This window comes from Nonomuraea sp. NPDC049607, assembly GCF_040675375.1.
Classification (GTDB): Bacteria; Actinomycetota; Actinomycetes; order Streptosporangiales; family Streptosporangiaceae; genus Nonomuraea.
The window spans coordinates 1-12,886 of record NZ_JBFAOV010000056.1 but is presented as its reverse complement, the minus strand read 5'-3'; the positions used below and the strand labels follow the sequence as shown (position 1 = coordinate 12,886).

General features: G+C 73.4%; 13 protein-coding genes and 1 tRNA gene. 10 read left to right on the top strand and 4 right to left on the bottom strand.

Features of this window, described 5'->3' with window-relative positions; all coding sequences use genetic code 11:
* Positions 1-9 precede the first annotated feature (9 nt).
* Together AB0J97_RS48205 and selD are read right to left on the bottom strand one after the other, a co-directional pair.
* Positions 10-594, bottom strand: a complete 585-nt coding sequence (locus AB0J97_RS48205) for a hypothetical protein (RefSeq protein WP_357703955.1) — start codon at positions 592-594, stop codon at positions 10-12.
* 39 nt (positions 595-633) lie between these two features.
* Complete coding sequence (gene selD, locus AB0J97_RS48200) at positions 634-1,623, bottom strand: selenide, water dikinase SelD (protein ID WP_364103131.1); 990 nt, start codon at positions 1,621-1,623, stop codon at positions 634-636.
* 46 nt (positions 1,624-1,669) lie between these two features.
* Here selD and selA point away from each other — a divergent pair, with 46 nt between their 5' ends.
* From selA to selB, 4 genes are all read left to right on the top strand, one after another.
* Entirely contained in the window at positions 1,670-2,968 is a 1,299-nt protein-coding gene (gene selA / locus AB0J97_RS48195; RefSeq protein WP_364103128.1) for an L-seryl-tRNA(Sec) selenium transferase, read from the top strand.
* A 59-nt stretch (positions 2,969-3,027) separates the two neighbouring features.
* Positions 3,028-3,123 (top strand) — tRNA-Sec (locus tag AB0J97_RS48190).
* 20 nt (positions 3,124-3,143) lie between these two features.
* Entirely contained in the window at positions 3,144-3,602 is a 459-nt protein-coding gene (locus AB0J97_RS48185; RefSeq protein WP_357703949.1) for a rhodanese-like domain-containing protein, read from the top strand.
* Positions 3,593-5,332: a selenocysteine-specific translation elongation factor gene (selB, locus tag AB0J97_RS48180; protein ID WP_364103125.1), complete on the top strand. Its 1,740-nt coding sequence runs from the start codon at positions 3,593-3,595 to the stop codon at positions 5,330-5,332. The genes AB0J97_RS48185 and selB overlap by 10 nt, the downstream gene beginning before the upstream one ends.
* Before the next feature lie 5 nt (positions 5,333-5,337).
* Here the strand turns inward: selB and vanY-N are convergent, their stop codons facing one another.
* Entirely contained in the window at positions 5,338-5,895 is a 558-nt protein-coding gene (gene vanY-N, locus AB0J97_RS48175) for a D,D-peptidase/D,D-carboxypeptidase VanY-N (RefSeq protein WP_357703945.1), read from the bottom strand.
* A 190-nt stretch (positions 5,896-6,085) separates the two neighbouring features.
* Here vanY-N and AB0J97_RS48170 point away from each other — a divergent pair, with 190 nt between their 5' ends.
* From AB0J97_RS48170 to AB0J97_RS48150, 5 genes are all read left to right on the top strand, one after another.
* Positions 6,086-6,760, top strand: coding sequence for a response regulator transcription factor (locus AB0J97_RS48170; protein WP_364103122.1), 675 nt, complete (start codon positions 6,086-6,088; stop codon positions 6,758-6,760).
* Positions 6,761-6,768: 8 nt separating this feature from the next.
* On the top strand, positions 6,769-8,259 hold the full coding sequence (locus AB0J97_RS48165) for a HAMP domain-containing sensor histidine kinase (RefSeq protein ID WP_364103119.1): 1,491 nt from the start codon (positions 6,769-6,771) through the stop codon (positions 8,257-8,259).
* The gene (locus AB0J97_RS48160; RefSeq protein ID WP_364103116.1) at positions 8,256-8,738 is read left to right on the top strand and encodes a hypothetical protein; all 483 of its coding nucleotides are present in this window, start codon (positions 8,256-8,258) and stop codon (positions 8,736-8,738) included. Before AB0J97_RS48165 ends, AB0J97_RS48160 begins: the two co-directional genes overlap by 4 nt.
* Positions 8,739-8,991: 253 nt before the next feature.
* Positions 8,992-9,774, top strand: coding sequence for a beta-phosphoglucomutase family hydrolase (locus tag AB0J97_RS48155; protein ID WP_364103113.1), 783 nt, complete (start codon positions 8,992-8,994; stop codon positions 9,772-9,774).
* Positions 9,771-12,134: a glycoside hydrolase family 65 protein gene (locus tag AB0J97_RS48150; protein ID WP_364103110.1), complete on the top strand. Its 2,364-nt coding sequence runs from the start codon at positions 9,771-9,773 to the stop codon at positions 12,132-12,134. Before AB0J97_RS48155 ends, AB0J97_RS48150 begins: the two co-directional genes overlap by 4 nt.
* A gap of 22 nt (positions 12,135-12,156) precedes the next feature.
* Here AB0J97_RS48150 and AB0J97_RS48145 read toward each other — a convergent pair whose 3' ends face one another.
* Positions 12,157-12,396 (bottom strand): DUF6289 family protein, encoded by a 240-nt coding sequence (locus tag AB0J97_RS48145; protein ID WP_357703933.1) that lies wholly within the window; start codon positions 12,394-12,396, stop codon positions 12,157-12,159.
* A 222-nt stretch (positions 12,397-12,618) separates the two neighbouring features.
* Here AB0J97_RS48145 and AB0J97_RS48140 point away from each other — a divergent pair.
* Positions 12,619-12,886, top strand: a 268-nt coding sequence (locus AB0J97_RS48140) for a hypothetical protein (RefSeq protein ID WP_364103107.1), incomplete at its 3' end; no start/stop codon positions are given.

Genomic DNA, 12,886 nt, shown 5'->3' with positions numbered 1-12,886 from the left:
CGTCACGGGTCAGCAGGCGCCGTTGAAGAAGGAGATCTCACGCCGGACGACGGGCTGGCCCGGCACCCGGAACTCCAGCGCGACGCACCTGGGCTCCTTCACGTAGAAACCGCCCACGAACATCGTGTCGTGGTCGGAGCAGGCGGTGAAGGACACCGAGTGGTCGGCCTCGGCCGGGGTCCGGGCGTTCCTGGACGGCTCGGAGTAGAGCAGGCCCGCGCTGTCGTGGAACTTCGCCGGGATGGACACCGTGATCGTCTTGCCCTTCCTGACCAGCGCGCCGACCTTGAACCTGTGGTCGCTCCCGTACTGCTCGGCCCGGGCCTCGCCCCACGCGAGCAGCCCGGGGATGAGCAGCGGCCCCACCACGAGGTCGTCCGGCGCGGCGGCGCGGCTCGTCGTCTTCTCTCCCTCGAACTCCCCGTTGCGGTTGGCGCAGTTCAGCACCCGCGGGTTCTCCAGGCTTCCTGGCCGGCCGGCGGTCTGCGCCGCCGTTCGCGCGTCGGCCTCCCCGGCGGCACAAGCGGTCAAGGACGGCAGCAGCGCCACCACCGCCGCCCAGATCGATCCCCTGCGTACACCTTTGAAGATCATTATCCAGTTGTACACCGCGTCGCCGGAGGTGGCCAGACGTCAGCGGATCACGACGGCGTGGTGCCCGCGGGGGACCAGCTCACCGATCACCGGGGCCCCCGGGACCTCCCCGGCGACCAGCAGTCCGCCGGAGGTCTGCGCGTCGGCGAGCAGCAGGAGCGTCTCCTCGGCCACCGTCCCGGTGTCGGTGTGCGGGGCCACCCAGTCCAGGTTGCGGCGCGAGCCGCCCGGCACGTAGCCGTCGCGCACGGCCTGCCGGGCGCCCTCGATGAGCGGGACGGCCGCCGCGTCGATCACCGCGGTGACGCCGGAGGCCCGGGCGAGCTTGTACAGGTGGCCCAGCAGGCCGAAGCCGGTGACGTCGGTGACGCAGCGGATGCCGGCCTCCAGCGCGGCCTGGGCGGCGTCGGCGTTGAGCCGGGTCATGACCTCGATCGCCTGCGGGAACACCTCGCCCGTGGCCTTGTGCCGGTTGTTCAGCGTGCCGGAGCCGATGGGCTTGGTCAGCGAGAGCGGCAGCCCGGGGCGGCCCGCGTCGTTGCGCATCAGGTGGGCGGGGTCGGCCAGCCCGGTGACCGCCATGCCGTACATGGGCTCCGGCCCGTTCACGCTGTGCCCGCCCGCCACGTGGCACCCGGCCTGCCGCGCGACGTCCGCGCCGCCCCGCAGCACCTCCCGGGCGATCTCGTACGGCAGGCCGTCCCGGGGCCAGCACAGCACGTTGAGGGCGACGAGCGGCCGGCCGCCCATGGCGTAGACGTCGGAGAGCGCGTTGGCGGCGGCGATCCGGCCCCAGTCGTAGGGGTCGTCGACGACGGGCGTGAAGAAGTCCGCGGTGCTCACGATCGCGGTGCCGCCCTCGATCCGGACGACCGCCGCGTCGTCACCGGTCTCGGTGCCGACCAGCAGTTCGCCCAGCGGATCGGCGGGCTGCTCCTTCCCGAAACCGGCGAGCACGCTCTCCAGTTCGCCGGCCGGGATCTTGCAGGCACAGCCGCCACCCTGCGCGTAGTGCGTCAATCGCTGCATGATCGTAATGTACAGATATGTCGATCATGGTGTAAGTCCGGATGTCATGACCGATCCGCGGCGCCTCATCCCACGCACCGACACCGTACTCGCCGACCCGAGATTCTCCCAGGCGCTGCTCCGGCTCGGGCACGACCGGGTCAAGGCCGTCGTCAACGAGGCCCAGCGCCTGGCCAGAGAGGGCACGATCGCCCCCGGCGAGGTCGCGGAGGCGGCACTGGCGTCCCTGCCCGCGGACGGCCCGCGCCGGGTCCTCAACGCCACCGGCGTGATCCTGCACACCAACCTGGGCCGCGCCCGCCTGTCGCGGGCCGCGGTGGAGGCGGTGGCCACCGCCGCGGGCAACACCGACATCGAACTCGACCTGGCCACCGGCCGACGCGGCCGCCGGGGACGCGCAGCGATGGCGGCCCTGGCCGCCGCGGTGCCGGCCGCCCAGGCCGTCCACGTCGTCAACAACAACGCGGCGGCGCTCGTCCTGGCCGCCACCGCGCTGGCCGCGGGCAGGGAGATCATCATCAGCCGGGGCGAACTGGTCGAGATCGGCGACGGCTTCCGCCTCCCGGAGCTGCTCACCTCCACCGGAGCGCGGTTGCGCGAGGTCGGCACGACCAACCGCACGACAGCGGACGACTACGCCGCCGCGATCGGCCCGGACACCGGCTTCGTGCTGAAGGTCCATCCCTCCAACTACCGGATCGAGGGCTTCACCCGGACCCCCGGCGTCGGCGAGCTGGCCGCGCTGTGCGCTCGCCAGGACGTGCCCCTGGTGGCCGACGCGGGCTCGGGCCTGCTGCGTCCCGAGCCGCTGCTGCCGGACGAGCCCGACGCGGCGACCTGGCTCGCGCGCGGCGCCGACCTGGTGACCGCGAGCGGCGACAAGCTCCTGGGCGGGCCCCAGTGCGGGCTGCTGCTGGGCCGGGCCGACCTGGTGGAGCGGCTGCGCCGGCACCCCCTGGCCCGGGCGCTGCGGGTGGACAAGCTCACCCTCGCGGCGCTGGAGGCGACGCTCGGCACCACCGGAACGCCGACGTCCGCCGCCCTGCACGCCGACCCCGCCGGGCTGCGCCTTCGTGCCGAGACGCTCGCCGAACGGCTCACGCAGGCGGGGGTGGCGGCGCAGGCCGTCGCGAGCGCCGCCACGGTCGGCGGCGGGGGCGCGCCCGGGGTCACGCTGCCCAGCGCGGCCGTCGCGGTCGACGTCACGCTCGCCGAGCCGCTGCGCCTGGCGGAGCCGCCCGTGCTCGCCCGGGTGGAGCGCGGCCGCTGCCTCCTGGACCTGCGGGCCGTGGCCGCCGAGGACGACGAGGACCTGTACAACGCCGTGGTCACCGCCTGCAAGTGAACGGCTCCACCCAAGAAGGATCTTCAATTGGAGCGCCGGAGAGGGCTAAGATCACCAACGGAGGCGTCCGGGTGCCTGGTGGCCCTCTCGGTCTTCAAAACCGATGGCGCCGAGCAACTCGGCGCGGCGGGTTCGATTCCCGTCCGCCTCCGCCAGACCTCACCCCTGGAGCCCTTTGAGCATCGACGCGTTACTGGCCCGGGCACGTACCGGGCTGCGCCGCCTGCCGCCCGCCGAGGCCCTCGCCGCGGCAGGCGGTGAAGACGCCTTCATCGTCGACACCCGCCCGGAGTTCCAGCGCCGCAGCGGCGGCGAGGTGCCCGGCGCCATCGTCATCGAACGCAACCACCTGGAGTGGCGGCTCGACCCCCGCTGCGAGGCGCGGATCCCCGAGGCCACCTCGGCGCACATCCGCTGGATCATCCTGTGCGACGAGGGATACTCCTCCAGCCTCGCCGCCTCCTCCCTCAGGCAGCTCGGCCTGGCGAACGCCACCGACGTGATCGGCGGCTTCCAGGCGTGGACCGCGGCCGGGCTGCGGGTGAGCCGCCCCGCCGCCCTCACCCGGCCGCGCGGCCCGGGCGAACCCGGCACGGACACGAGGCTGACGGCCGCCGAGCGCGCATGTGGGTGATCGCCACCGCCGGGCACGTCGATCACGGCAAGTCGGCCCTGGTCCGCGCGCTCACCGGGATGGAACCTGACCGCTGGGCCGAGGAACGACGCCGGGGCATGACCATCGACCTCGGCTTCGCCTGGACCACCCTCGACTCCGGACGGCAGCTGGCCTTCGTCGACGTCCCCGGGCACGAGCGGTTCGTCACCAACATGCTCGCCGGCGTCGGCCCGTGCCCCGCGGTCATGTTCGTGGTGGCGGCCGACGAGGGATGGCGGGCCCAGTCCGCCGAGCACCTGGCCGCCCTGCACGCCCTGGACGTACGGCACGGCCTGCTGGTGGTCACCCGCACCGACCTCGCCGACCCCGGACCGGCACTGGAGGAGGCCCGCCTCCACCTGGAAGGGACGAGCCTGTCGGGGATCGACGCCGTCCCCGTCAGCGCCCGGACCGGGCAGGGCCTGCCCGAGCTGACGGCCGCGCTCGACCGGCTCGCGGCAGGGCTCCCCGAACCACGCCGGGACGGCCCGGTACGGTTGTGGATCGACCGGACGTTCACCGTCACCGGCGCCGGAACCGTCGTCACCGGCACGCTCACGCACGGCACGCTGCGGGTGGGCGACGAACTGCTCGCCGGGTCCGACCGGCTCCAGGTCCGCGGCCTTCAGACGCTCAACCAGCGGCGGGACGCGGTGTCGGCGACCGCACGCGTCGCCGTCAACGTCAGGGGCGCCGATCGCGACACGCTGCCCCGGGGCACCCCGCTGCTCACCCCGGACGCCTGGATCACCACCCGGTCCGCCGACGTGCGACTGGAGCCCGGCGCGGACGTCGGCCGGGAACTCGTCTTCCACCTGGGCTCGGCCGCCGTTCCGGTGCGGGTGCGCCCGCTGGGCTCGGACACGGCCCGCCTCACCCTCGCCCGGCCCATGCCGCTCAGGGCCGGTGACCACGGCCTGCTGCGCGATCCCGGCCGCCGGACGATCGTGGCCGGGGTGCGCGTCCTGGACGTGCGGCCGGCACCGCTGCGGCGACGGGGAGCCGCGGCGGTCAGGGGGACCGCGCTCGCCGGGGTGACCGTGCCCACCGCCGCGGACCTGCTGCGCTGGCACGGACTGCTGAGCCGGGCCGAGCTGACCGCGATGGGCGCCGCCCCCGACATGCCGCCGGTGGCGGGCGACTGGTTCGCCGACCCCGGTCACTGGGCCGAGCTGCGCCGCAGCCTGACGGAGCAGGTGTCGCGGCGCGACCAGGGGATCACCGTGGAGGCCGCCGCCCGGCTGCTCGGCCTGCCCGACCGGCGGCTGGCCCGGGCGCTCGTCGTCGAGCCCCTGACGATCAGAGCAGGGGTGATCGTCAGCGGCGACCGGGCGCCGATGCCGCCGCAGGTCGAGAAGGCCGTCGACCGGCTGCGGACCGACCTGGTCGGCCGTCCCTTCGACGCCCCCACCGCCGAGCGCCTGGCCGAGCTCAAGCTGACCGGCGCCGCCCTCACCGCGGCCGTGCGGGCGGCGGCGTTGCTGCCCATCGGGAGGAACGTCGTCCTCCTGCCGGACGCGCCGGAGCTGGCGGTCGCCGTGCTCAGCACGCTGCCCGCGCCCTTCACCGTCAGCCAGGCCCGCACGGCCCTGGGCACGAGCCGCCGCGTCGCCGTACCGCTCCTGGAGTACCTCGACGCCCAGGGCCACACGCGGCGGGTCGACAACGAGTCCCGAATCTGCGTTCCGTCCGCCGCCGGGCGTGCATGATCACGTCAAGCGGTCGCGTGGCCCACGCCCGGGTGAGGGCGTCGCCGGGGCGGGGTGCCCCCGTACTCGGGGTGGTGCTCGAAATGCCACCACTCGTTGTCGAACATGCGGAACAGGTCGTAGCGGGCGCCGTGCTCCTCCAGCCAGCGGGCGCCCTCGTGGGGACGCACGTCCAGGGCGATGCCCTTGACGTGGTTCGATTCCGACGGCGGCAGGACGAGCATGCGCGCCAGGTCCGGAGAGCCGGTGCGGCGCACCTCCTCGTCGAACATCCGCAGCTGGACGAGCGGGTCGCGGTATCCCGACGTGAGCCCGAGAAGCTGGCCGTGCCGCCAGAGCGCCTCGGTGCGCGCAGCGGTGAACGCCGCCAGGGCGCCGTCGGTGAGCCCGGTGAGGTCCTCGGCGGGGAACCGCATCCGTAACGCCCACCGGCAGGCCAGCTCGCGGGCCCGGCCGGGACGGCGGACGAGCGCCGCGGGCAGCAGGAGCACGGCGAGCACCAGCGTCACCACGGCGAACAGCCGATCGCGGGGACGAGCCGGAACAGTGCGTGGTTCGTTCATGACGAACTACGATTGGCGCCGAATATGTGTGGGTCGTCTGCCGAATGTCACCGTTCATCGACGGCGACCACCCCGGTCCGGCCGTGACACAACGATGACATGGCACAGACGAAGCGAGGACATGGCTGTCCCAGAGTGGACGGAGTTGACCGCGAGCAAGGTTACGGAGCGTGCTGTGGTACTCGGCGGCGTGTCGCGAGTGTTGCTGATCGAGGACGACCCGGCCGTGCGGGAGGGCCTTGAGCTGGCCCTGACCCGGCACGGGCACCGGGTGGGCGCCGTGGAGTCCGGCGAGGAGGGGCTGGACCGGCTGCGGGCCGACCTTCCCGACGTCGTCGTGCTCGACCTCATGCTGCCCGGCATGAACGGGTTCGAGGTCTGCCGCCGCATCCGGGCCATCGGCGAGGTCCCGATCATCATGCTGACCGCGCTCGGCGACGACATCGACGTGGTGGCCGGACTGGAGGCGGGCGCCGACGACTACGTCGTCAAACCGGTGCAGCCCAGAGTGCTGGAGGCGCGCATCCGCGCCGTGCTCCGGCGGATCGGCCGCGACCAGGCGGAGCTGGAACGGCACGGTGACCTGACCGTCGACCGGGCCGGGCTGGTGGTCACCAAGCGCGGCACGCCGGTCAGGCTCACCCCGGCCGAGCTGCGCCTGCTGCTGGAGCTCTCCGGCACGCCGGGCCGCGTGCACAGCCGCCAGCAACTGCTGGACTCGGTGTGGGAGCACGGGTACTTCGGCGACTCCCGGCTGGTCGACGCGTGCGTGCAACGGCTGCGCGCCAAGATCGAGGACGACTCGGCGTCCCCCGTCTACGTGCAGACGGTGCGGGGGTTCGGTTACCGGTTCGGGCCGGTGTGAGCCGCCCGGTGACGTCCGGGCCGAGCCTGGGGCTGCGCGCCCGGCTGTTGTTCGCGTTCGCGCTGCTGTGCGCGGTCACCGCGGCGGCGGTGGCCGGCGGGCTCTACGTCCAGGCCCGCAACGACATCCTGGAACGGACCCAGGACGCCGCGCTGAAGGCGACGAAAGAACGCCTGGAGACGCTCTTCCCCTTGCGGACCCCCGCTCCGGACCGGATCGAGCTCGGCGCCATCGCCGCCACCATGGTCGAGGGCAACAGCTACGCGCTGGCCGTCTACCGCGAGGAGTACGTGGAGGCCGGCCCGCCGCCGGGCCCGCCGCCGACCGCGCCGGGCGGCGGGCGGCCGGACCGGAACGGGCCGCTCCTGAGCTCCGAGACCGTCTCGGCGGACCTGCGGCGGACAGTGGCGGCGGGCGAGATCGCCTGGCAACGGGTGGTGCGGGAGGGCACTCCCTTCCTGATCATCGGCGCGCCGCTGGTGACCGTCGAGCAGGACCGGTCGCGGGTGTCCGGCATCGAGGTCTACACTGCGCGCAGCCTGTATCCCGAACAGCGCAGCATCGACTGGCTCGCCACGCGCGCCTGGCTGTTCGGCGGGGCGGCCATGGCGTTCGCGGTCGTCGTGGCGCTGCTGGCGACCCGCAGCGTGCTGCGCCCGGTGCGCGAGCTCGGCCGGGCGGCCCGCCTGCTGGGCGAGGGGGAGCTGCGGACCCGGATCGCGGTCCGCGGCTCCGACGAGCTGGCCGACGTGGCGCGTACCTTCAACGACACCGCCGCGGAGCTGGAACGGCACGTCACGCAGCTGCGCGAGATGGAGGCCGACGCCCGCCGGTTCGTGGCGGACGTGTCCCACGAGCTGCGCACCCCGCTGGCCGCGCTCGCCGCCGTCGCCGAGGTCCTCGACGACGAGGCGGTCCGGCTGCCCGGGCCTGCCGGCAAGGCCGCCAGGCTGGTCACCCAGGAGACGCTCAACCTCACCACGCTGGTGAACGACCTCATCGAGATCAGCAGGTTCGACTCCGGCGTCGCCGCCCTGTCGCTGAACGAGGTCGACGTGACCGAGCTGGTGCCCGCGACCCTGCGCGTGCGGGGCTGGTCGGACGCGGTGCGCACCGAGCTTCCCGCCTCGGCGACGGCGAGGCTGGACCCGCGCCGCGTGGACGTCATCCTCGCCAACCTGGTAGGCAACGCCCTGCGGCACGGCGAGCCCCCGGTGTCGGTGCGGCTCACCGCCGACCCGCACTGGATCACCTTCGAGGTCCGCGACCACGGGCCGGGGCTGGACGCATCGGTGCTGCCGCACGCGTTCGACCGGTTCTACAAGGCCAGCGCGGCCAGGGCCAGATCGGAGGGCAGCGGCTTGGGCCTGGCCATCGCGCTGGAGAACGCGCGCCTGCACCGAGGCGACCTCACCGTCGCCAACGCCCCGGACGGCGGCGCCCTGTTCACGCTGCGCCTGCCGCGCTGGGCCGCCGATCCGGACGGAGCCTCCGCGTGAGGGCCGGGCCCGCCCGCCGCCTGCTCGCCGCGGGCCTGGTGACGCTCGCCGCCGTGGCTGGCTGCGGCGTTCGTCCCAGCGACGTCATCTCCGCCGGCGAGCCGCCGAAGGGAACCGTCGCGCCGACCACGACGATCGTCCTCTACCTGGTGAAGGACGGCCGGCTCAGCGCGGTGACGCGGCCGAGCGCCCGTCCGGTGTTCCGGACCGAGAGGCTCGCGCTGCTGGCGGCCGGGCCCACCCTGGAGGAACGGGCGCTCGGGCTCACCACCGAGGTCCCGCCGGAAGCCGGCCCGTTCTCGGTGACGGTCAGGGCGGGCGGCCGCATGGTGCTGACGGCGTCCGTTCCGGGCGGTGACCTGTCCACCCTGGCCGTCCGGCAGGTGGTGTGCACGGCCGCCGCGTTGCCGGAGAGCCCCGCCCGGATCGCCGTCGCCGGGGCACGGGCGAGCGCCGACCCCCGCGACTGCCCGCGGTGACCGATGGCGGAGGTGCGGGTCGCTCTGGCCGAACCTGACGAAGGTCGGGAAGGGCGAGGAGAACGCCTCGAAGTTGCGGGAGCCGTTGGGCGTCGGGATGTTCAGGGTGGTCTCCCGCCCGTTGTCGGCCCGGGTGTAGAAGAACGTGCCTGTGGCGGCATGGGCCGGGACGGGGATCGATGCTGCACGTTCTGCTCGCCCGTGCGCGTGAGGAGTGAAGACGGAGGGGTATGCGCAGGTGGGGGCCGGTGTGATGGCGAACGGGGGATCCATGCTGGGGCTGCCTGAGGGGATTCGGGGGTGCCTGTTCGACATGGACGGTGTGCTGACGCGCACCGCCACCGTGCACGCCAGGGCGTGGAAGTCGATGTTCGACGACTTCCTGCGAGCCTGGAGCGACAGGACCGGGACCGCGTTCGTGCCCTTCGACGCGGGCGCCGACTACGACCGTTACGTGGACGGCAAGAAACGGGTGGACGGCGCCCGCAGCTTCCTGGACGCCCGAGGCATCGCCCTGCCCGAGGGGACGCCGGACGACCCACCCGGCACGATGACCGTGTACGGCCTGAGCAACCGCAAGAACGACCTGGTGCAGGCCATCATCGACCGGGACGGCGTGGACGTGTTCCCCGGCTCCGTCCGCTACCTGGCCGCGGTCCGGGACGCCGGGCTGCGCCGCGCGGTGGTGTCCTCCAGCGCCAACACCGAGCAGGTCCTGGCCGCCGCCGGGCTCGCCGCGCAGTTCGAGGCCCGGATCGACGGCGTCGTGGCCAGGGAGCGGCGGCTCGCGGGCAAGCCGGCTCCGGACATGTACCTGGCGGGCGCCGAGGCCGTGGGGCTGACGGCGTCCGAGGCGGCGGTGTTCGAGGACGCCCTGGCCGGAGTCGCCGCAGGCCGGGCGGGAGGGTTCGGCTTCGTCGTCGGCGTCGACCGGGCCGGGCAGGCGGACGCGTTGCGCGCCCACGGCGCCGACGTCGTGGTCACCGACCTGGCCGACCTGCTGGAGCGGGGCACGCCGTCCCGGGAGGCCGGATGATCCGGCATCCGGCGTTCGCCGTCGAGCCGTGGACGATCCGGGAGCAGCATCTCGACCTGCGGGTGCTGGCGCAGACCGAGTCGGTGTTCGCGCTGTCCAACGGCCACATCGGACTGCGCGGCAACCTGGACGAGGGCGAGCCGCACGGGGCGCCGGGCACGTACCTCAACGGGTTCTACGAGGTGCGGCCGCTGCCGTACGCGGAGGCGGGCTACGGATACCCCGAATCGGGACAGACGGTAGTGAACGTCACCAACGGCAAGGTGATCCGGTTGCTGGTCGGCGACGAGCCGTTCGACCTGCGGTACGGGACGCTGCACAGCCACGAGCGGGTCCTCGATCTGCGCGCCGGCACCCTGACGCGCACGGTGCACTGGAGCTCCCCGACAGGGAACCCGGTCCGGATCAGGTCCACCCGGCTGGTGTCCTTCACCCACCGCGCGGTCGCCGCGATCCTGTACGAGGTCGAGGCCGTCGACCGGCCGTTGCGGGTCGTCGTCCAGTCGGAGCTCGTCGCCAACGAGACCCAGACGTACGCGGGCGGCGACCCGCGTGCCGCCGCCCCGTTGCACGCGCCGCTGGTGGTGGAGGAGAACGTCCCCTGCAGCGACGGAACGGCCATCATGGTCCACCGCACCCGGGCCAGCGGCCTGCGCGTGGCCGCCGGGATGTGCCACGAGATCGACGGGCCGGACGGCACCCGGAGCGAGGCGCAGCTCAGCGACGACGTCAGCCGGATGACCGTGGCCACCCGCCTGTCGCCCGGCCGGACGCTGCGGCTGGTCAAGTTCTTCTCCTACGGATGGTCGGCGCAGCGCTCCCGGGCCGCGCTGCACGACCAGGTGGCCGCGGCGCTGGCCTCCGCCCGTCTGGACGGATGGGACGGCCTGCACGCCGACCAGCGCCGCTACCTCGACGACTTCTGGGAAGGCGCCGACGTCGAGGTGGAGGGCGACGCCGAGGTGCAGCAGGCGGTGCGTTTCGGGCTGTTCCATCTGCTGCAGTCGGCCGCCCGCCTGGAGGAGCGTGCCATCCCGGCCAAGGGCCTGACCGGCTCCGGCTACGACGGGCACGCCTTCTGGGACACCGAGATCTTCGTGCTGCCGGTGCTCACCTACACCCATCCGGCAGCCGTCGCGGACGCGCTGTCGTGGCGGCGCACCACGATCCCGCCGGCCCGCGAGCGCGCCAGACAGCTCGGCCTGCACGGCTCCGCCTTCCCCTGGCGGACCATCCACGGCGAGGAGTGCTCCGGCTACTGGCCCGCCGGAGCCGCGGCCTTCCACGTCAACGCCGACATCGCGCACGCGGCGGCCCAGTACGTGGACGCGAGCCAGGACATGTCGTTCGAACAGCAGACCGGCCTGCCGTTGCTGGTCGAGACGGCCCGGCTGTGGTGCGCCCTCGGCCACCACGACGCGGCCGGGCGCTACCGCATCGACGGTGTGACCGGCCCCGACGAGTACACCGCCGTGGTCGACGACAACGTGTACACGAACCTGATGGCCCAGCAGAACCTCCGCGCGGCGGCCGAGGCCGCGTCCCGCCATCCGGGCCCGGCGGAGCGGCTCCAGGTCACCGCCGAGGAGATCCGCCGCTGGCGGGACGCGGCGGAGGCGATGTCCGTGCCCTACGACGAGCGGCTGGGGGTCCATCCGCAGTGCGAGGGCTTCACCCGGCACGCGCCCTGGGACTTCGCGGCCACCGGGCCCGACCAGTACCCGTTGCTGCTGCACTTCCCGTACTTCGATCTCTACCGCAAGCAGGTGGTCAAGCAGGCCGACCTGGTGCTCGCCATGCATCTGCGCGGAGACGCCTTCACGCCGGAGCAGAAGTCCCGCAACTTCGCCTACTACGAGCCTCTGACCGTGCGGGACTCGTCCCTGTCGGCCTGCACCCAGGCGGTGATCGCCGCCGAGGTGGGCCATCTGGAGCTGGCCTATCGCTATCTCGGCGAGGCGGCGCTGATGGACCTGGCGGATCTGGAGAAGAACACCATGGACGGCGTCCACATGGCCTCGCTGGCCGGAGCGTGGATCGCGCTCGTCTCGGGCTTCGGCGGGATGCGCGCGGGTCAGGGACGGATCTGCTTCGCCCCGTCGCTCCCGCCCGGCATCACCCGGCTCGCCTTCCGGCTGCGCTACCGCGGCAGCCTGCTCAGCGTCGGCGTCGTCCCGGAGGCGACGGTCTACCGGCTGCTGCGGGGGCCGTCGATCACGGTGACCCACCACGGCGAGGACATCCTCCTGGACCGGACGGAGGTCACCCGGCCCAACCCGTCGCGGCCGGCGCCGGAGCAGCAGATCCACCAGCCGCCCGGCCGCGAACCGGGCCCGCGCACGGGACGGGTCTCCCCGTGACCGAAGCCGCCGCCGGAGGCTTTCAGTCGTTGCAGCGGCTCGATGACCAGGTGATGTAGCCGCTGAGCCTGCCCCAGGTCGAGACCGAACGATCGCAGAACTCCGTCCTGACGCCCACCAGGTTGGTGCGCGCGGAGTCGGAGAAGTACTGGGTGTTGCACAGGTAGCCGACCGGGCAGGCAGGGACGGCCTGCGCGGCGGCCGGGATGACGGCGAGCGTGGCGGCGGCCAGGACCGCGACGGCCAGTACGCGACGGATCATGGATCGTCCTTCCTGATTCGCATGGAAACGGGGGGGAATCAGCTACGGAATTTCGGGCCAGTCCTGGCGTACGGTGCGCACGCCCCATTCCTAGAAGGAGTAACGGTCCCTCGGCTTCATGAGCGGCTCAGCCGGTGATCGAAATGATCCGTCCCAAAGGGAGAAAACGCAAGGGGAGCGCATATCGGACCTTCTGCCGCGGCCGGGACCTGATCAGCACCCTTGGGGGCCGCGCGGAACCTGGCGACCGGCACCGTCGAGGTGCAGGTCTGGTGGTGGGCGCCGGCCACCTGGGTGTTGACCGGTGTGCTGGTCGTGGTAGCCGTCGCGGCGCAGGTCGTGCGGTCGCGCGCCGTGCCGCCGAGCCGGGAGGCGGCGATGCGCGGCGCCGTCGCGGAGTTGCGGCGGCGGGTGCGGGAGCAGTGGGAGCACGAGGCGGTGTTGCGGGGCGTCCGTCAGCCGGTGCCGTTGCGGGTGCGGTGGTCCTCGA